The sequence below is a fragment of the Sphingobium sp. genome (assembly GCA_035196065.1).
Classification (GTDB): Bacteria; Pseudomonadota; Alphaproteobacteria; order Sphingomonadales; family Sphingomonadaceae; genus Sphingorhabdus_B; species Sphingorhabdus_B rara.
Window position 1 is genome coordinate 2,799,369 of the sequence record CP136575.1, and the last position, 18,941, is coordinate 2,818,309.

Below are 18,941 nucleotides of genomic sequence, written 5' to 3' on the forward strand. Positions count from 1 at the left end.
TGAAGCTTCAGGCGCGCTTCTCAGGCGTTAATTCTGCAATACCACCCATATAGGGACGCAGCACCTCTGGCACTGTGACGCTGCCGTCTGCCTGCTGGTAATTTTCGATAACCGCCACCAAGGTGCGTCCGACGGCAAGCCCAGATCCGTTGAGCGTATGAACAAAAGCGGTGCCCTTTGCCTCTGCCGGGCGATAACGCGCGTTCATCCGCCGCGCCTGGAAATCGCCGCAGTTCGAGCAGCTTGAAATTTCGCGATACAGCCCCTGTCCCGGCAGCCAGACCTCCAGGTCAAAGGTCTTCCGTGCGCCAAAGCCCATGTCGCCAGTGCAGAGCAGCATTTTACGATAAGGCAGACCCAACGCCTGCAGCACGCTTTCCGCCGCGCCGGTCATCCGTTCATGCTCGCTGGCACTATCCTCCGCCCGGGCGATCGAAACCAGCTCCACCTTTTCAAACTGGTGCTGGCGGATCAGGCCCTTGGTGTCCTTACCGGCCGCACCTGCCTCCGACCGGAAACAGGGCGTCAGCGCGGTCATACGGATCGGCAGTGCCGCATCGTCGAGTATTTGTTCGCGGATGCTGTTGGTTAGCGACACTTCGGCAGTCGGGATCAACCAGCGGCCATCGGTGGTCTGGAAATTATCCTCGGCAAATTTGGGGAGCTGCCCGGTACCGAAAAGCGATTCGGTGCGCACCAGATAGGGCGTCGCACATTCGCTATATCCGTTCACACTGGTCTGGTGATCGAGCATGAACTGGCCAAGCGCCCGGTTCAACCGCGCCATTGCACCGCGCATGAAGGTAAAACGCGCACCGGAAATGGCCACCCCGGTTTCAAAGTCGAGGCCGAGTGGTGGCCCGATTTCGCTATGATCCTTTGGTTCAAAGTCAAAGGCGCGCGGATCGCCCCAGCGTGCAACCTCAACATTTTCCTTTTCATCCGCGCCATCGGGCACATCATCGAATGGCAGGTTGGGGATCGACGCGAGAAGCGCATCCAATTCCGTCGAAACGGCGCGCTCCTGCTCCTCAAGAAGCGGTAGCTTTTCTTTCAGCGCACCGACCTCTGCCTTCAGCGCCTCGGCTGTGGCGGTATCGCCCTTGCCCATTGCGGCTCCGATTGCCTTTGATGCCTCGTTGCGTCGCGCCTGGCCTTCCTGCAGCTCGCTCAGAACGGCGCGGCGACGTTCGTCGAGCGCCAATATCTCTGCAGAGGCAGCAGCAGCGCCGCGGCGCGCAAGGCCAGCGTCAAATGCGGACGGATTTTCGCGGATGGACTTAAGATCATGCATGGTTCCGGCCTATGCCGAGGCACGCCGCTGCGTGCAAGCCGGATAAAAGAAAAGGGCGACCCGCAGGCCGCCCTTCCCATAACATTAAAGCTGAAATCACGCCGTTTTGGTCAGCGCATTTTTCTTGGCTTGGCGACGGCGGGCGAACAGGCCGGCTGCTGCGGCGCCGAAAAGCAGCACCATCGGCGGGGCCGGAACGTCATGCCCGCCACTGCTGCCGCCCGATCCCCCGCTCGACGATGAACTGGACGACGATGAAGAGCTTGAACTGCTTGACGAGCTGCTACCCGACGATCCGGTCGAACCGGAGCTGGTGCCGCCAAAGCTGGACGAGCCGCCTGAAGACGTGCTCGATGACGACGACGAACTGCTGGAACCCGAAGAACCGGATGAACCGCTTGAGCCCGATGAGCCAGTGCTGCCACCATCATGGCCACCACTGCTGGTCCCCGGCTTGCCACCGGTGCTGCCGCCGCCGGAACTTGAAGACGAAGACGAGCTTGAGGAAGATGAACTGCTCGAGGATGAAGAAGAGCTGGATGACGAGCTGCTGACATTGCCCGACGAGGTCGAGACGTTACCCGACGAGGTGGAAACATTGCCGCTCGAGGTGCTGACACCGCCGGTTGACGTTGAAACACCACCCGTGGAAGTCGAAACACCGCCAGTCGATGTGCTGACACCGCCTGTGGACGTCGAAGTGCTGACACCGCCAGTCGAGGTCGAAATGCCCCCCGATGTACTGGATGTGCTCGAACCACCGGTCGATGTACTCGAACCACCGGTCGATGTGCTCGATCCGCCAGTCGATGTGGAGCTGGAGATGCCGCCAGTGCTGCTTGACGTTGACGATATCACGACGGTTCCACCGCCGCTGCTGCCACCACCGCCTCCACCGAAGAAGCCACCGAAGAAGCCACCGCCGCCAAAGCCACCAATGCCGCCGCCGACAACAACGGGGACCCCGCCACCGCCAAATTCGCTTTGTCCCGCAGGAGGCAGCGGCGCGTAAGGCAATTGCATGGGCATGGGCGTGCCCTGGCTGGCCACTGTCACTGTTGCAGGCGCACAGGTTGTCGTCACGGTACGCGTGACCTTGCGAACCCGCTTCACCTTGCGAACCGGTGCATAAGCAACCGAGCGCGCCTTGACCTTTTTCTTGGCTTTATGGACCTTCACCTGAGCCGGCGGATGATCCGCGATCTGGACAGCGCCACCCCCAATAAGCGCGCCACCGCAAGTGCAAGCACATAATTTGGCCAGTGCCATGCGTACAGACATAATGTCGACCTCTTCAGTCCCGGACCCAGCTGCCCTCGCCGAAAAACATTCGACGGCTGCATCCTTCATTGACGTACTTGGGCAGAAGATTGCTGCCGGTTCAATTACATTAACCGTGTTGCGGTTGCAGATTCAAAAAAAATCGGCAGATTTCCAATGTAAAATGGCGAAACGTCCCGAACTGGAACTGTTTACAAATGGGTATGTTAACCAGCACGCCGAATGGCCTTGCGTCTGCGATGACGAACCGCCCCTGATTAGCTGTCACGGCAATTGTCGCTTGTGCGGCCATGGGGGCGAGTCTATAGCGCCGCCAGTGAGTGTGTCCGGATGAATGTCCATCGTGGCGTCGCCGGCTCGATGTGGAGAATAGGGCATGAATGCCGGCACCAAGCTGCAGCACGAATCCGATCAAAACAACGAATTGGACTATGATCTAGACCCCGCTTACATTCCATCTGACGATGAAGAGTTTATGAGCGAAAAGCAGTTGCGGTTTTTCGAGCTGCAGCTTCTGAAATGGCGCAACGACATTCTGGAAGAATCGCGCGGTACGCTGAACCAATTGCAGGATGGCCCGATCCGTGAGCCCGATCTGAATGACCGGGCATCCAGCGAAACCGATTGGGGCATAGAATTGCGCACCCGTGACCGTCAGCGCAAATTGATCGCCAAGATCGATGCGGCGTTGCGGCGGATCAAGGAAGGCGAATATGGATATTGCCAGGTCACTGGCGAACCCATCTCGCTCGCCCGCCTGCGCGCACGCCCGATTGCGACAATGACGTTGGAGGCGCAGGAGCGCCATGAACGGCAAGAACGCGTCTCGCGCGACGATTGATCGCTAACGAAAACCCCGCCCGTCGAACCGGGCGCGCGTTGGCAGCCTTCAATAAGAAACGATCTTCACCTTCTGGCCGGCGGTCAGCTTGGCAGAACCCGTGAGTCCGTTAAGCGCAAGGAACCGTTCCGTCTGAAAGGTCCGGTAAGCCATGCGGGCTGCCAGCGTGGCGACACTATCCGACCTGCCAACCGTTACAACACGGATTTTGCGTGGCTTTATCGCCGATGCCTCATTCGCAGTCATGCGCGCGACGCTGCTATACATGGAATCAAATGGCGACCCGTTCGAGGGCGTAATGGTGACGAAATGAAACGCCTGGTTGGCACCCCATTCATAGGCAAAAACGGTCAGCCGCACCGTCCCCGATTGCTGCGTGTTGACATTGGCTGACGCATAAAAGGCAGGAATACCATTCACGGTTGTCGTCTGGACCTGGCCATAATCCACTTTTTGCTGGTCACCGACAACGGCCTTGAACGCCGCATCGACATAGGCGCGTCGATCACCGTTAAAGGCCTGCGTCGTGAACAGCCCTTTTCCGCCATTACCGTTGATCGTCACCGCCTGCGACCCGTTCGACATGCCGAAACCCTGCGGAACGGAAAATTTCAGGCGAAGGTCAGGATGCAGGAATTCATTGCCTTCGATCACGCCTTCGCGCGGATCGTCATCATACATCAGCCCGTCAATCGCGCGCAGATGCGCATCGGCATTACGCAAGGTGCTTGCCGGATACTTTCGTGCATTATTTGCCGCGCGCACGACGCGCCGCGCCGGGTCCGGGTGGGTGCTGGCCCATTCGGGAATGGAATGCCCGTTTATGCCGGCAACCTTAGCGTCCACCGCCGTTTGCAATGCCAGTGAATTGAGCATCGACGACAAGGCTGTCGGATCATAGCCTGCCCTGCTGAGATACTGGATACCCAGATCGTCCGCCTGTTCCTCCTGGCTGCGCGAATAGCTCAAGGTAAAAAGCTGTGCGATCGTCCCCGAATAATCGCGCGCCGCGCCGCCGAGGATGCCAGCAATCCCGCCCCTATCACCCAAAAGCGCGCCGCCAATCGATCCAACGGCGCCCAAAATATTGGCGATCGTGGCCCGTTGCTGGCGTTTGCGGCTGTGCCGTGCCGCCGTGTGGCCCACTTCATGGCCAAGGACACCCGCCATTTCAGCTTCGCTATTGCACAGCGCCGCCAATTGCCGAGTGATGTAAACATAGCCGCCCTCAATCGCCAAAGCGTTGTTAACAGCCGAATTCAGGAAGGTGACGGTAAAATCCTGTTCTGCGGTGGCCAAACCCGATTGAAGCGCAATTTTCTTTCCCACACGTTCGACATAGGCCGTCTGCGGGCTTTGATAGGCGCCGCCAAATTCCTTCAATATCTCGGGATGCAGTTTCGCGCCGGTCGCCTTTTCCTGCGCGGAAAAAGGCAAGGGCGCCCTTGCCGCTTTCTGGTTCGATGCCAAAGCACCATTGTTGGTGACGCAGGCAACCAGACTTGTCGTTGCCAATACCAATAAGATTTTGCGTCCCATGCCCGACTCCTTTGACTAACAAACAGATGTTAGCATGGTTGAGCGCGAAAAGAGGTAAATTGTTCCGTCAGTTGCCAGACGGCAAAATCAGCGGCAGCGGATCAGAATTGTCCCATCGCCAGGAATTTTTCATGCCGGCCTCGGCGAATGTCGGCCGCATCGCGCCCGTCAAATTCCTTTAGCGCAGAACCGATCGCGCGGCCGAGATTGGCACAGGCCATGGCATGATCGCGATGCGCGCCGCCAACGGGTTCCGGCACAATGGTATCAATCACGCCAAGCGACTTCAGATCGGCCGCCGTCATTTTCATTGCCTGCGCGGCATCGGGCGCGCGATCATTGGTGCGCCACAGGATCGAGGCGCAGCCTTCAGGCGAAATCACCGAATAGACCGCATGTTCGAACATCAATATCTGGTTGGCAGCGGCCAACGCAACCGCGCCGCCCGATCCGCCTTCCCCGACAATGCAGGCGATCATCGGCACGCCCAACTGCAGGCATTTTTCGGTCGAACGGGCAATCGCCTCGGCCTGCCCGCGTTCTTCTGCCTGCACCCCGGGAAAGGCACCCGACGTATCGACGAGCGAAACGACGGGAAGGCCAAAACGGTCGGCCAGTTCCATAAGGCGGATCGCTTTGCGATAGCCTTCGGGCTTACCCATGCCGAAATTATGGCGAAGGCGGCTTTCGGTATCATCGCCCTTTTCATGCCCGATCAGCACCATGCGCCGGTCGCCCATGCGAGCCAGCCCACCTAGGATCGCCTTGTCTTCGGCAAAGGCCCGATCACCGGCCAAGGGAAGGAAATCGTCAAATAGGGTCGCAACGAAATGCTTGAAATGCGGGCGTTCAGGATGGCGCGCGACCTGCGTTTTCTGCCAAGGCGTCAGTTTCGCATAGGTATCGGTCAACAGCTTGTCGGCCTTGGCGCGCAGCTTTGCGATCTCGCTGCTGGCGTCAATTTCGCTCTCCTCCGCCGTGTCCTGCAATTCCTGAATGCGGGCTTCGAGCGCGGCGACGGGCTTTTCGAAATCGAGATAGACTGTCATGCCTCGCCGATAGAAGCTGCGCGCGGCGGGGTCAACGAGAGAGCGAATGTTTCGCCAATGGATGGCGCTGATTCACAAGTTCGACCAGCTTCGATGAGTCGACATGGGTATAGATTTGCGTCGTCGCAATGTCGGCATGGCCGAGCATGGCTTGTAGCGCCCGCAAATTGGCTCCGCCCGCCAAGAGATGCGTTGCAAATGCATGACGCAGCACGTGCGGACTGACTTTGGCTGGATCAATACCGGACTCAGCCGCCAGTTCGCGAATGATCTGAAACAGACGGATCCGGCTGATATGAACATCCCCCTTGCCGGAAGCGCGGGCTGCGCGAGAAGGAAAGAGATATTTTGAATCCCTGGGTACAAAAGCATGCCAGGCCCCAACAGCATGTCGTGCCCGGTCGGAAATCGGAACCAACCGCTCTTTCCCGCCCTTGCCCGAAAGGATGATATAGGGTCTGTCACCAACAATCGACGTACGCGGAAGTGCCACCAACTCGGACGCGCGTAATCCCGATCCATAAAGCAGTTCGACCAGCGCAGAGAGCCGGTAATCGAGCGGCGCCGGCTTCACCTTGGCAAGGCGCCCTTCGATTGTAGCGAACAGGGCTTCGACTTCGCCGGTGTCGAGCACCTTGGGCAATGCGCGGATCTGAGTAGGCCGCGGAAGCGCGGACGAAGGATTATCGCTGCGCATCCCCTCTTCCTCCAAAAAGGCGAAGAAACCCCTGAGCGCTGCCGCTTTGCGCGCGACCGAGCTGTTGGCCAGATGGCTCCAGCCGGCAATAAGGATCGCAATCTTGTCCTTGGTGATCAAAGCCAATTGACCGGCAAGCATATCCGAAGCTGCTTCAAGATCGCTGCGATAGGCCAATAATGTATTGCGCGCGACGCCGCGCTCAGCCGCCAGCATCTCGAGGAAGCGTTCGATCAGGCCCGCATCGGCGCATTGCTTTGCGGAATCGGGCAATCCGATCAGCTCCAGCTGACCGCTTCAGCCGCGATCATTCGCGCTTCGCCATCAAGGCCAACTTTTCGCAAGGCGCGAACGATATGGTATAGGTGGTGCGGTGGGACATCCGACCAACCCGATCCCTGCAACCCTGCAGCAACAAGCAGAACCACCGTACCGCTTTCGCCGCGATCAGCAGCCGCAGCGATCGCTCGGCTCCAGCTGTTTTCTTTACGCACATTGGCATTCAGCGTTTCCGAAAAATCTGCGATAGTGGCGCTTTCGACGCGCCCCAGCCCAGAAAGGGCGGCCAGCAGGAACTTCGAACGACGATAATCGGCGCTGTCATCATTGCCTTGGAAATCGCCCAGTTCGCCGCTGCTCACGCTGCCATTCCATCCTGGCGATGCTGCGGCAAGCAGCCCCCAACCAAGCGATCCGGTATCGATCAATGATGCCCAGCGAACAGCCTGTTTATCGAATCCAGCAGACAGCATCGATGCAATCAACAGGTCCGCGTCACCTGCATAATCCTCATCAGGCGTGACCAGTGCCGCCGCACGTGCGGTCAATACCAGCAACGAACGACGCTCAACGTCACTGGCGGCACTGCCCCAGATATCGGCCATCGCCTCAACCTTGGCGGCGTTGGTTTCACCCGCATAGGCGGTGCGCAGCAATTCCGCACGATTGCGGGTTTCGCTGGTTACATCGGGGTCTTCAAATGCGATCGAATAGATGTCGACCATTGCCCGGTTGGACAAGATGCCAAGCATTGCCGCTTCGGGTACGGCGCGCATCCGCGTTGCCAGCGTTGCAGTCGGCAATTGCGCCACCCAACCCGACACATGACGACCAGCTTCATCATAAAGCCGCTGCGGCGGTTCAACCCCGGTCGCCTGGCCGATGCCATGCCGCCAGGTCGTAAAGCCGCGTGCATTTTCCCATTCAATCTTCACCGACCGTCGTCCTTGAACGCCAGCGCCTACCGCCTTTTCGCCGAGAAGATAGTCCGTGCCCTTCATCCAGCCGCGTGCCCGCGCCTGATTGAGAAGTGCGGTCGCCCGACCCTGTTCGCCTGCAAGCGAGGCGCAAATCGGCTGCGCCATTTTCCAGGTGGACTCGCCGGTGCGCTGGGCCGCCGCATCGGCCAGAGGGCACATTCCCGAAAGGTCGGCATTGGCCAAAAAGGTCGGCATCGCGACCTGATAGAGCCGTTTTGTATAGCGGTCAGGGTCAACCTGCTGGATCAACTGACGCGCCACCACGGCATCGCCCATACGCAGCAACAGCCAGCCACGCTCGGCCGTCCAATCGGCGCCGTTTATGTTGCGCGGTGTCAGCGTGCGACTGGCGAGCAGCCGGCGGGTCATGATCGTGCCCCAGCGCGAGGCCAGCGGCCCATTGGTTCGCTGCACCAACTGGGTCAGAAACTTGCCATCAATCACGCCATAGGCATTGGCAGGAAAGCCGCCTGCGGCATCGGTAAACAACCCGACAGCCTTTAACGAACGGCGCGCAGTGGGCGGCACATCATAGCGCGGTTCGCTATCCTCGGCCTCTTCCTCGTCTCCCTTGTCTTCGGCAGTTGCATCGGTTGCCGCTGTGACAGCGCCGCCCTGCGCAGGATCGGTCGCGGTTGCCGGCGAAGGCGCTGCAGGCCTTTCCCCACCGGCGGCAGGCGCAGATGAAGGCGCACGAGCTGGGGGCGGCGCGGGATCATTGAACCCCGGCGGCAGAAGCGATTCCGGACCCTGCTGGCCCCAAACCGGCAAGCTATAGACGAGTGCCGCCAAGCCTGCCGTCGCGCAAAGGGCTGCTGTAGCTCGCAACTTTGCCATGTCAGTTTTCCGAACTCTCTCCGTTGCTGCCAGCCTTTATTCCAGGCTGGACTTCGATCTGGACCCGTTTTTGCGTTTGTTCGCTGCCAAGCCATTCGAAGAAAAACAGCGCCGCGACAAGTATAATCAGCACCGCCAAAGCCATCGATGTAATCCGGAACCTAGGCACTAACTGCACTTTTCCTCCTTTTTCCGTTATTCGGCAAAAGGCTTTGCGGGTAGAATTACCCGATATATAGGCCGCATCGCAATGATTTCGGATAGCAACAGCACAAGTGTTACAAGTCGACATAATGATCGGCCGATCGTGCTTGTCGGCATGATGGGCGTTGGAAAATCGACTATAGGCAAGATGCTGGCCAGCAGCCTTGGCATCGAGTTTGTCGATTCCGACGATGAAATCGAAAAAGCAGCCGGTATGAAGATTGCCGAAATCTTTGAACGTTCGGGCGAAGATGGGTTCCGTGATGGCGAGCGGCGGGTGATTGCGCGGTTGATCAGCGAGGAGCCCAAGGTCATTGCAACCGGTGGCGGCGCGTTTGTAAACGAACAGACCCGCGCGCTCATCAAAGAACAGTGTATCTCGGTCTGGATCGACGCCGATATCGACATATTGGTGGAGCGAGTCGCCCGCCGCAGTCACCGCCCCTTGCTCGTTGGCCGTGATCCGCGCGAAGTATTGACTGAATTGTCGGTTAAGCGGACGCCATTTTACGAGCAGGCGGACATTCATGTACGCAGCGATTCGGGGCCGCACGCCCGCACCGTCAATTCGATATTGGAGGCACTTGCCTGATGGAACGCGTGAAAGTCGATCTGAAAGGTGCCCCTTATGATATCTTGATCGGCGAAGGGCTGATCGACGGGGCGGCCCAACATCTTTCATCGCTTGCCCGTAGCGGACGATTTCTGCTGGTGACCGACAGCGACGTTGCAGTCCATGTCCTTCCGCGTTTCAGCGCGGCAATGGCAGGTGCGGGTCTGGCTCTGGAAGTCCATCAACTGCCTGCAGGTGAGGGTTCGAAAAACTGGGCCGAACTGGAGCGGCTGGTCGATTGGCTGCTTTCGCGACATGTCGAGCGCAGCGACCATATCATCGCGCTGGGCGGCGGTGTGGTCGGCGATATTACCGGCTTTGCCGCCCATATCGTGAAGCGCGGCTGCCATTTCGTGCAGGTCCCGACAAGTTTGCTGGCACAGGTTGACAGCAGCGTTGGTGGCAAGACCGCCATTAACTGCGGCGCTGGCAAAAATCTGGTCGGTGCATTCCATCAACCCTCGCTGGTATTGATCGATCCAACGGTGCTTGAAACACTGCCTCGGCGCGAGCTCGGTGCGGGCTATGCAGAGGTGGTCAAATATGGCCTGATCGACGCGCCCGAATTTTTCGATTGGTGCGAAACCAATCTCGACACCTTCATGGCGGGTAATGCCGAGGCACGCCGCTATGCGATCGCCCGATCAGTCGAGGCCAAGGCTCGTATTGTCGCGGCCGATGAAAAGGAATTGAACGGCACGCGGGCACTGCTCAATCTTGGCCACACCTTCGGCCATGCGCTTGAGGCCGAGACCGGCTATTGCGACACCTTACTGCATGGCGAAGGCGTTGCCGCAGGCATGGCGCTTGCTTTTCGTTATTCGGTAAGGCGAGGTCATTGCCCTGCCGTCGATGCAGAACGCGTTACCGCGCATCTCGAACGGGCGGGACTGCCGACAAGCCTTCGCACAGCGCATGTCGATGCGAGCGGCGCGCGCCTTGTCGAACATATGCTCCATGACAAGAAAAAGAGCGGGGGCACTCTGCCCTTCCTGCTGGCAAACGGGATTGGCAAAACCTTCCTCGCGCGCGATGTTGACCTTGCCGATGTTGCGGAATTCCTGGACGAAGAACGCGCCCGCTAACCCTTGTCGAGTGCGAAATCGTCGGAGTCGTCACCGCCAAAGCTATGCTGCGCCCCGGCATGCATATTGCCGCTTGCAAATTGTTCGGCCAGTCGCGTTCCATCGCGACGGCGAAACTCATCAACGGCCTGCATCACGGCGGAGTCACTGGCGCCCAATTCGAGCAATGCCTGCTGAGCCATGCTGATTGACGATTCGAAAACCTCGCGCGTTACCCGCAGACCGCCATCCGGCATCAGCGCAAGCGCCTGCCGCCGGTCATAGGCGCGGACAAAGATGCGGGCCTTAGGAAAGTGGTGACGCAGCGGTTCGAGTGTCTCTGCATCGAGTTCACGATCATCGATGCAAAAAAATATCGCGCAGGCTTCGGCTGCCCCCGCCCGTTCGAGGAGATCGATTCGCGTACCATCGCCGTAAAAGACCTGCCGTCCGAATATCTGGCTCCGCTCAATCTGCTGCGGCTTGATGTCGATCATCGTCACTTGATGGCCGCCCGCCTGCATGATCTGTGTCACCGTCTGGCCAAAACGGCCCTGCCCGACGACGATGACATTGGATGGTGGCGCCGCAGCCGGGTCGACCAGAACGACATTGCTTTCATACCGTTCCCGAGCCAGTCGCTGCGCAAGGATCATCAGGAATGGCGTGGTCGCCATTGACAGGGTGATGATCGCGCCAAACAGGCTCGCGGCTTCCGGCTCGACAAGCAGCGCCCCTTGCGATGCAGCAAATAGTACAAAACCAAATTCACCGCCCTGGCTCAACAGCAGCGCCATGACGATTGAAGGCCGGTTGCCCAGGCCGAAAAGCCGACCCAGCCCAAAAATGATCGCGGTTTTCACCGCCACAAGGGTGGCCGCCAATCCGACAATCAACAACGGCTCTGCGATGATCACATCAAGGTCGAGCATCATGCCCACGGCAAGGAAAAACAGCCCCAACAATATCGATCTGAACGGATCGATATCGGCTTCAAGCTCATGCCTGTAAGGCGAATCCGCCAGCATGACCCCCGCGACAAATGCGCCCAACGCCGCAGATACACCGATTGATTGCATCAGCGCCGCACTGGCACACACGGCAAAAAGGCCGGTCACGATGAAAAGCTCTCGCTCCGACACTCGGCCGACCAAGCGAAGCAATGGCGAGAGGATATAGCGCCCCGCAAGGATCAGACCGGCAATCGCCAGCACCGCATAAATGGCGAGGAGAAACCCGCTTGGTGCGCCCTCGGCGGCAGGGGCACGCGACAATGCGGCAACAATTGTCAACAGCGGGACGATCGAAATGTCCTGAAACAGCAGGATCGCAAAACTCTTTTCGCCATAGTCGGTTTTCAGCCGTCCCCGCGATTGCAGCAGCGGCAATACCTGCGCGGTTGAACTCAACCCCAGCGGAAGGCCGAGCACCAATGCAGCCTGCCAACTGAAGGGCAGGACGAAGGAGATGATCGCAAACATGGCAAGGCCGCACAGCGCCACCTGCAATGGACCGAACAGCAATATGTCGCGCCGCATCAACCACAAACGGGATGGCGACAGTTCAAGCCCGACAAGAAAGAGCAGCAAGATGATGCCAACCTCGGCAAAACCGAGAATGGTTTCCGGATCACCCGATAGGCCAAGCCCGTCAGGGCCAATCACGATCCCGGCAACGAGATAACCAAGAACCGCACCGAGGCCGAGTTTGCGGAACAACAGGACCGCCACCAATGCGGCACCAAGCAGAAGTGCAGCGCCGGTCAGCAGGTCGGTAAGGAAATGATGGCCTTCCGCCATCAGTCCGCCATGCTCAATGCGTCAAGCAAGGCATCATAAGGCAGCAGGATCGCCGCATGCCGCCCCGGATGGTCACGTGCAGGCGCGAAACAAGCAAGTTGCGGCCAAAGTGCGTCAAACGGCCCCGTCCCGGAAAGCGCCGCTGCCAGATCATTGCGCACCTTAGCAATCTCTTCTCTTGACCGGCCGGCCGCACCTTCCCGCAACAGCCCTGCAGACGCCTGCCCCAGCGCACATGCGCGGGCCCGAAAGGCCAGCGCTGCCACCTTGCCATCGGAAGCAACGCTGACATCGGCGGCAATCTCGCTGCCGCACACCGGCGAGCGGCGCGTGGCACTGCCATCGGCATCGGCAATACGGTCGCCATGTGGCAGCGATGCTGCCAGTCGCAAAATGTCGCGAGAGTAGAGGTCCGCCTTCGCTGTTTGCGCAGCCGTGCCTGACGCGTCAGCCTGCATTGTCTTCATTGGCCGAAGGTTCTGCAGCGCGCCGTTCGCGCACGAATGAAGACAGCGCATCGCCTGACGCGTTGAGCAACGGATAGGTGCGTGACGACGTCATCCATTCGGGTCGGCGCGTATCACCACTAAATATCAGTTCGTAAATCATCACCAGCAGCAGGAACAAGAGGGTCGCGCCGATCAGACCCTTGAGCGCGCCAAAGCCAAAGCCCAGCACGCGATCAAAAGGCCCTAGAGCCGATTGACGGCTTTTCTGGCCGATCTTTCCAGCGATAAACTTGCCAAGGGCATATGTGATGCCGCCAATGGCAAGAAAGGCAAGGACCGCGGCCCCTGCTTCGCTTCCGACCGGCGCGTAAAGCCAGTCCGACACCGGACCATGTAGAAAGCGGATCGCGACGATCATCATGACCCATGCGATCAGCGTCAACACCTCCTGCACAAAGCCGCGCAGAAATCCCATGATTGCGCCTGCACCGATCAGGAACAGGATGATAATATCAAAAGCGGACATGCCGTTTTAGCTAGTCCCGTCCAAGCACATGGTCAACGAGATTGGCGAGCGTGCGGAACGGCTTCACCGTCAAATCATCATGGCCAGCGACCGAAGGCGGCACCAGCGCACGCTGGAAACCAAGCTTCGCCGCCTCTTTCAACCGCAGCGCCGCATGGGCGACCGGGCGTATCTCGCCAGACAACGCAACCTCACCAAACAGGACGCAATCCGAGGGCAGCGGCCGTTCCGAATGCGCCGAAACCAGTGCAGCTGCGACCGCCAGATCGGCGGCCGGATCGGAAATTCGATACCCCCCTGCAATGTTGAGATAGACTTCGGCGGTCGCAAAGCTGAGCCCGCAGCGCGCCTCCAATACGGCAAGGATCATCGCCAGCCGGCCGCTGTCCCATCCGACGACCGCGCGCCGAGGTGTTGCCCCGCTTGACAGCCGCACCGTCAACGCCTGAATTTCGACAAGCACGGGACGCGTGCCTTCGAGCGCCGGAAAGACAGTAGCGCCCGTCACCTGCTCCGCCCTGTCGGTCAGGAACAGCGCGGACGGGTTGCCCACCTCTGCCAGCCCCTTGTCATCCATTGCGAACACCCCGATTTCATCGGTCCCGCCAAAGCGGTTCTTGTTCGCGCGCAGGATCCGATATTGGTGGCTGCGTTCGCCCTCAAAGGCGAGCACCGTATCGACCATATGTTCAAGGACGCGCGGCCCCGCGATGCTGCCATCCTTGGTAACATGGCCGACCAGCATCAGCGCGCTGCCGCGTTCCTTCGCAAAGCGGATCAACTCCTGTGCCGATGCGCGCACCTGACTGACCGTTCCCGGCGCGCCTTCGATCAGATCGCTGTGCATAGTCTGGATCGAATCTATAATCAGCAAGGCCGGCGGCGCGGCCTGACCCAGCGTCGTCAAAATATCACGCACCGAAGTTGCCGAGGCGAGCCGCACCGGTGCCTCTCCAAGGCCGAGCCGGCGCGCGCGCAGCCGAACCTGATCGACGGCTTCCTCCCCCGAGACATAGACAACATCAAGCCCGCGAAGCGCCAGGTTCGCCGCTGTCTGCAACAATAAGGTCGATTTCCCGATCCCCGGATCGCCGCCCAGCAGCGTTGCGGAGCCGGCAACCAACCCACCGCCCAATGCACGGTCAAATTCGGAAATGCCCGTCGAGGCACGTTCCGGCAGCGCAATATCGCTGTTCAGGCCGACAAGCCCCAGATCGCGGCCACCACTTGCCAGATGATGCTTCGCTTCGAAGACGGTGGCTCCAGCCTCTTCGACAAGGCTGTTCCAATTGCCGCAATCCTCGCACTGGCCCTGCCAACGGGGCGAGACAGTGCCGCATTCCTGACAGACATAACGCTTTTTGGGTTTCGCCATGACCGACTATCTATCAGAACATAGAGGGAACGCCAGAGCGAATTTGTCGGCTCAGCCTATATCTTAGCCGGCATTTGCGATGTCAGATCAAAAGCCGAGGAAGGTCACCTGCTCATTCAGCGGCACGCGTTCACGCTGGAAACCGTTCACGGCATCACTCTCGTCACGATAGCCAATGGCTAGGCCGCAGAAGAGCAACTGATCTTCGCCGAGCCCGAGCTGGTCTTTGATCGTCTTGCCATACATGCCCATATATTCCTGTGGGCAGGTATCGAGGCCTTCTTCCCGGCAAAGCAGCATGATCGTCTGCAGCCACATGCCGGTATCAGACCATTGCGCTTCCTTCATGAATTTGGGGAAATGGCAAAGCAGCAGCACTGGCGCACCGAAGGAGACAAGGTTGGACTGGACGAAATCTGACCGCTGCTTGCCATCATCACGGGCGATGGCCATCGCCCCATACATTGCAGCGCCAACAGCCTGCAGCCGCACCTTATATTTGTCATGCTTGCCGGGTTCGGAAAAATCATAGTCCATCGGATCGTCGGGCTGGCTTGCCATCAGTCGATCCTGAAGCGCCTTCAACGGCGCGCCGGTCAGTACATGGGATTCCCATGGCTGAAAATTGCAACCCGAAGGCGCCATCCGTGCACGTTCAAGGATACGTTCGATGATCTCGAGCGGCACAGCTTTGTCCAAATAGGCACGAACGGAGCGGCGTGTGGCAACGGCTTCGGAAACAAGCATTTTCAATTTCCCCTGATAAGTACCGTAGCGCGGTAGGCAAAATGACGGTCGCGATCAATAGGCCGAAAGGCGGTATCTGCAAGCGGAGCAAACGCCCCTTGCGCGGCTGTGCCCACGCTGCCACATTTCCCTTATGCGTGAAAAGGAACTGCGACTGGCCCTTATCTGCTATGGCGGGGTCAGCCTTGCAGTCTATATGCATGGAATCACTCGCGAAATCTGGCATTTGGTGCGCGCCAGCCGCGCCTTTCTGGAGGATCAGCCCTCAGAAGGTGGCAGCGAGGATGTTTATCGGGAACTGCTGTCGCTAATCGAAGAGACATCGGGCACGCGCCTGCGCGTTTTGACGGATATCATCGCCGGGGCGAGTGCGGGAGGCATCAATGGCGTGTTCCTCTCGCAAGCGATCGTCACCGGTCAGTCGCTGGAACCACTGACCGACCTGTGGCTGAAAAATGCCGATGTCGAAGTGCTGCTCGATCCCGATGCGCGGCCGCTGTCGCGTTTCTCTAAATTCTGGGCTGCGCCCATTGCCTGGGCAATCCTGCGGCGACGCGGCGGTGCGGTTGCACGCACAGTCGCGAAAGAGGCGCAGGACGAGGTCGCGACCAAGCTGTCCGGTTTCGTGCGCGCCCGTTGGTTTCAGCCGCCCTTTGGCGGGCGCGGATTTTCCGCACTTCTGCTGGATGCGCTGAATGCCATGGCGGAAAAGGCGGCCTCGGCGCCTTTATTGCCGGCTGGGCAGCCGCTCGACCTATATGTCACCGTCACCGATTTTCACGGTCATCGCGAACAGCTGGTGCTGAACAGCCCGGCCAATGTTACTGAAAATGAACATCGGATCACCATCGGCTTTTCAACGCGCGGGCAAGATAGGGGCAAATTGGCAAACCCCATCGAACTTGCCTTCGCCGCAAGGGCGACGGCCAGCTTCCCGGGCGCATTCCCACCATTCAATGTGCGCGAAATGGAGGGCCTTTTGCAAAGCAAGGGCACGATATGGGATGGACGGGACAGTTTTCTAAAGCGCATCTTACCGCAGCAATTTGCCGCCGGCACGCTCGATTCGACCTTCCTTATTGACGGATCGGTGTTGGCCAATGCGCCCTTTTCCCAGGCGATCAGCGCACTGCGCAACCGGCCGGCACGGCGCGAAGTCGACCGGCGCTTCGTTTATATCGACCCGAAACCCGGCCTGCCCAGCTTCCGCATCCGGGGGCGCGGACAGGCCGATGAACGCCCCGCCAAACCCCCCGGCTTTTTCGCAACCATCTTTGGTGCAACATCGGACATACCCCGCGAACAACCGATACGCGAAAGCCTGAACATGATCGAAGACCGATCCCGCCGCATTGAGCGCATGCGGGAAATCACCGAGCATCTTGAGGTCGAGGTCGAAGCGATGATCGAAACCATGCTCGGCAAGACGTGGTTCCTCTCCAAGCCGACCACCGAAAGGCTGGGCAAATGGCGGCTGACCATGTCGCGAAAATCAGCGGCGGCAACTGGCTATAGCTATCCCGCATATGCCCATCTTCGCCTGATTGGCGTGCTCGACGATATTTTGGCAACCGCCCGCCGCGCTTGGCCAGAGGGCAGTCAGCAGCATTTCCAAGCCTTGCGCACATCGCTTTGGGACGAAATATGCCGCCGCGGGCTTGACCGGATGACGGGCAAGCGGGGCGAGGTAACCGCAGAGGCGTCGATCGGCTTCTTCCGCGATCAGGATGTCCGTTTCCGCATCAGGCGACTACGGTTTCTGGCGCGGCGGCTTGCAGAAGATATTGAAGGGAAAGGTAAGCTGTCGCCTGCTGCGGCAGATACGCTGCGCCACGCCATTTATTCATCGCTGTCCTATTTTCTCGAAGCCGAAACTGCAGAGTTTCTGGGTCTGGATGTGGCAGAGGCGGTGCGCGAAGGCGTTGCCAACCCGGCAAAGCTGCTTGATCAACTCGCCAGCAAGCGCAAGCTGGATACCGCCGACAGTGCAACCGATGCCGCAATCCACGCCGCCATGGCAGCCATTTCAGACGAGGCCGGGCGGAGCATCCTGCTCGGCTATCTCGGTTATATACTTTATGACATCGCGACTTTGCCCCTGCTCCAAGGTGAAGGGCAGGATGAATTTGATCCCGTAAAGGTCGATCGCATCTCGCCCGATGATGCGGCAACCATCCGCCCCGGCGGCGCTGCGGCCACGCTCAAGGGCATAGAGTTCAACAATTTCGGCGCATTTTTCAGCCGTGCCTATCGCGAAAATGACTATCTTTGGGGACGGCTGCATGGGATCGACCGCTTGGTCGACATCGTCCATTCCTCAATGACGGGCACGACTCCGCTCGACCCTACAGTCGTGCTGAAACTCAAGAAAAGGGCATTTCTCGCCGTCCTTGACGGGGAAGAAACGCGGCTCGGGCAGATCGGCCCGTTAATCACGGAACTACGCGCCGAAATTGCAGCGCTCAGTCCGGCTTGACTGTCGCATAGACGGTTTCAACAAAGCGGTTCGCAGTGATAAAGCCATTGGTATCCACGCCAAAGCCATCGGCAGGCTTCATCGCCTTCACTTCGGCAAGAGTTTTGCCCTCCTTGGCAGCCTTCTCCACCCGACTGACAATCTCCGACACCATGTCACGATAGGCCTTGAGGTCGGCCTTCGTCGCTACAGGCCCATGGCCGGGGATGATTTTGGTTGCATCATCCGCCATTGCCAGCGCCTTATCGGCAGCAATAATGACGCCGCGCACATCCCCGCCGCTGCTCCTGTCGACGAACGGAAAGGTCACCTTGTTGAAATACAGATCGCCCATATGGATGACGTTCGATTTCGTCCAATGGACGATGCTATCCCCGTCGGTATGCGCCGGAGGCACCGAAACCACGCGCACTTCCTCTCCATTGAGGTGCAGTTTCAATCCCTCTGCATAAGTGATCACCGGCAGCGCCGCCTTCGGGCTCGCTTTAACCTCACCAAAACCGGTTTTCTGGTCACTCGCCATGCGCACACGAACATTGTCATGCGCCATGATTACCGCGCCGGCTTTACCGAAATTCTCGTTCCCACCGGTATGGTCGCCATGCCAATGGGTATTGATCAGAAATTTGACCGGATTGGCGCCAAGTCCTGCAATCGCCGTCTGGATTTTCCCGGTGAGCGGCGCGAACTGATCATCGATCAATACCGTCCCATCCTCGCCATAGGACACGCCGATATTGCCGCCCGCGCCAAACAACACCGCGACACCGGGCGAAAGCTGTTCGGCCTTGATTTCAACCTTGCTCATATCCTGCTGCGCCTGTGCGACACTGGTGAGGGCGACGATAGACAGCGATAGGGCGATGGTTGGCTTCGGCATGGCAACTCTCC

General features: G+C 59.1%; 17 protein-coding genes. 5 read left to right on the top strand and 12 right to left on the bottom strand.

Annotation, left to right across the window (positions count from 1 at the left end; translation table 11 throughout):
- Positions 1 to 7: 7 nt before the first annotated feature.
- Positions 8 to 1,294, bottom strand: a complete 1,287-nt coding sequence (gene serS / locus RSE16_13530; GenBank protein WRH75708.1) for a serine--tRNA ligase — start codon at positions 1,292 to 1,294, stop codon at positions 8 to 10.
- Positions 1,295 to 1,418: 124 nt separating this feature from the next.
- On the opposite strand from serS, the gene RSE16_13535 reads away from it, so the two are divergent.
- The gene (locus tag RSE16_13535; GenBank protein ID WRH75709.1) at positions 1,419 to 2,306 is read left to right on the top strand and encodes a hypothetical protein; all 888 of its coding nucleotides are present in this window, start codon (positions 1,419 to 1,421) and stop codon (positions 2,304 to 2,306) included.
- A gap of 744 nt (positions 2,307 to 3,050) precedes the next feature.
- Complete coding sequence (gene dksA / locus RSE16_13540) at positions 3,051 to 3,416, top strand: RNA polymerase-binding protein DksA (protein ID WRH77366.1); 366 nt, start codon at positions 3,051 to 3,053, stop codon at positions 3,414 to 3,416.
- 48 nt (positions 3,417 to 3,464) lie between these two features.
- On the opposite strand, the gene RSE16_13545 is transcribed toward dksA, so the two are convergent.
- From RSE16_13545 to RSE16_13565, 5 genes are all read right to left on the bottom strand, one after another.
- Positions 3,465 to 4,955, bottom strand: coding sequence for a M48 family metalloprotease (locus RSE16_13545; protein ID WRH75710.1), 1,491 nt, complete (start codon positions 4,953 to 4,955; stop codon positions 3,465 to 3,467).
- 101 nt (positions 4,956 to 5,056) lie between these two features.
- Positions 5,057 to 6,004, bottom strand: coding sequence for an acetyl-CoA carboxylase carboxyltransferase subunit alpha (locus RSE16_13550; GenBank protein WRH75711.1), 948 nt, complete (start codon positions 6,002 to 6,004; stop codon positions 5,057 to 5,059).
- Positions 6,005 to 6,035: 31 nt separating this feature from the next.
- Positions 6,036 to 6,974 carry a tyrosine-type recombinase/integrase gene (locus RSE16_13555; GenBank protein ID WRH75712.1) on the bottom strand — a complete coding sequence of 313 codons (939 nt, stop codon included), beginning with the start codon at positions 6,972 to 6,974 and terminating at the stop codon, positions 6,036 to 6,038.
- A 5-nt stretch (positions 6,975 to 6,979) separates the two neighbouring features.
- Positions 6,980 to 8,797: a hypothetical protein gene (locus RSE16_13560; protein ID WRH75713.1), complete on the bottom strand. Its 1,818-nt coding sequence runs from the start codon at positions 8,795 to 8,797 to the stop codon at positions 6,980 to 6,982.
- 1 nt (position 8,798) lies between these two features.
- Positions 8,799 to 8,975 carry a hypothetical protein gene (locus RSE16_13565; protein ID WRH75714.1) on the bottom strand — a complete coding sequence of 59 codons (177 nt, stop codon included), beginning with the start codon at positions 8,973 to 8,975 and terminating at the stop codon, positions 8,799 to 8,801.
- A 72-nt stretch (positions 8,976 to 9,047) separates the two neighbouring features.
- On the opposite strand from RSE16_13565, the gene RSE16_13570 reads away from it, so the two are divergent.
- Both RSE16_13570 and aroB read left to right on the top strand, forming a co-directional pair.
- Positions 9,048 to 9,593, top strand: a complete 546-nt coding sequence (locus tag RSE16_13570; GenBank protein WRH75715.1) for a shikimate kinase — start codon at positions 9,048 to 9,050, stop codon at positions 9,591 to 9,593.
- On the top strand, positions 9,593 to 10,699 hold the full coding sequence (aroB, locus tag RSE16_13575) for a 3-dehydroquinate synthase (GenBank protein WRH75716.1): 1,107 nt from the start codon (positions 9,593 to 9,595) through the stop codon (positions 10,697 to 10,699). The genes RSE16_13570 and aroB overlap by 1 nt, the downstream gene beginning before the upstream one ends.
- Here the strand turns inward: aroB and RSE16_13580 are convergent.
- The 5 genes from RSE16_13580 to RSE16_13600 all read right to left on the bottom strand — a co-directional run bounded on the left by RSE16_13580 (position 10,696) and on the right by RSE16_13600 (position 15,574).
- The gene (locus tag RSE16_13580) at positions 10,696 to 12,477 is read right to left on the bottom strand and encodes a cation:proton antiporter (GenBank protein WRH75717.1); all 1,782 of its coding nucleotides are present in this window, start codon (positions 12,475 to 12,477) and stop codon (positions 10,696 to 10,698) included. The genes aroB and RSE16_13580 overlap by 4 nt on opposite strands.
- The gene (locus RSE16_13585; protein ID WRH75718.1) at positions 12,477 to 12,944 is read right to left on the bottom strand and encodes an iron-sulfur cluster assembly scaffold protein; all 468 of its coding nucleotides are present in this window, start codon (positions 12,942 to 12,944) and stop codon (positions 12,477 to 12,479) included. The genes RSE16_13580 and RSE16_13585 overlap by 1 nt, the downstream gene beginning before the upstream one ends.
- A complete protein-coding gene (locus tag RSE16_13590; protein WRH75719.1) occupies positions 12,925 to 13,452 on the bottom strand; it encodes a CvpA family protein in 528 nt (175 codons plus the stop codon). Before RSE16_13590 ends, RSE16_13585 begins: the two co-directional genes overlap by 20 nt.
- Positions 13,453 to 13,462: 10 nt before the next feature.
- Positions 13,463 to 14,827 carry a DNA repair protein RadA gene (gene radA, locus RSE16_13595; protein WRH75720.1) on the bottom strand — a complete coding sequence of 455 codons (1,365 nt, stop codon included), beginning with the start codon at positions 14,825 to 14,827 and terminating at the stop codon, positions 13,463 to 13,465.
- An 87-nt stretch (positions 14,828 to 14,914) separates the two neighbouring features.
- The gene (locus RSE16_13600; GenBank protein ID WRH75721.1) at positions 14,915 to 15,574 is read right to left on the bottom strand and encodes a nitroreductase; all 660 of its coding nucleotides are present in this window, start codon (positions 15,572 to 15,574) and stop codon (positions 14,915 to 14,917) included.
- Between the two features lie 133 nt (positions 15,575 to 15,707).
- Here RSE16_13600 and RSE16_13605 point away from each other — a divergent pair, with 133 nt between their 5' ends.
- Positions 15,708 to 18,050: a patatin-like protein gene (locus RSE16_13605; GenBank protein ID WRH75722.1), complete on the top strand. Its 2,343-nt coding sequence runs from the start codon at positions 15,708 to 15,710 to the stop codon at positions 18,048 to 18,050.
- Here RSE16_13605 and RSE16_13610 read toward each other — a convergent pair.
- Positions 18,037 to 18,930 carry an MBL fold metallo-hydrolase gene (locus RSE16_13610; protein WRH75723.1) on the bottom strand — a complete coding sequence of 298 codons (894 nt, stop codon included), beginning with the start codon at positions 18,928 to 18,930 and terminating at the stop codon, positions 18,037 to 18,039. The two genes, RSE16_13605 and RSE16_13610, sit on opposite strands and share 14 nt — an antisense overlap.
- Between the last annotated feature and the right edge of the window lie 11 nt (positions 18,931 to 18,941).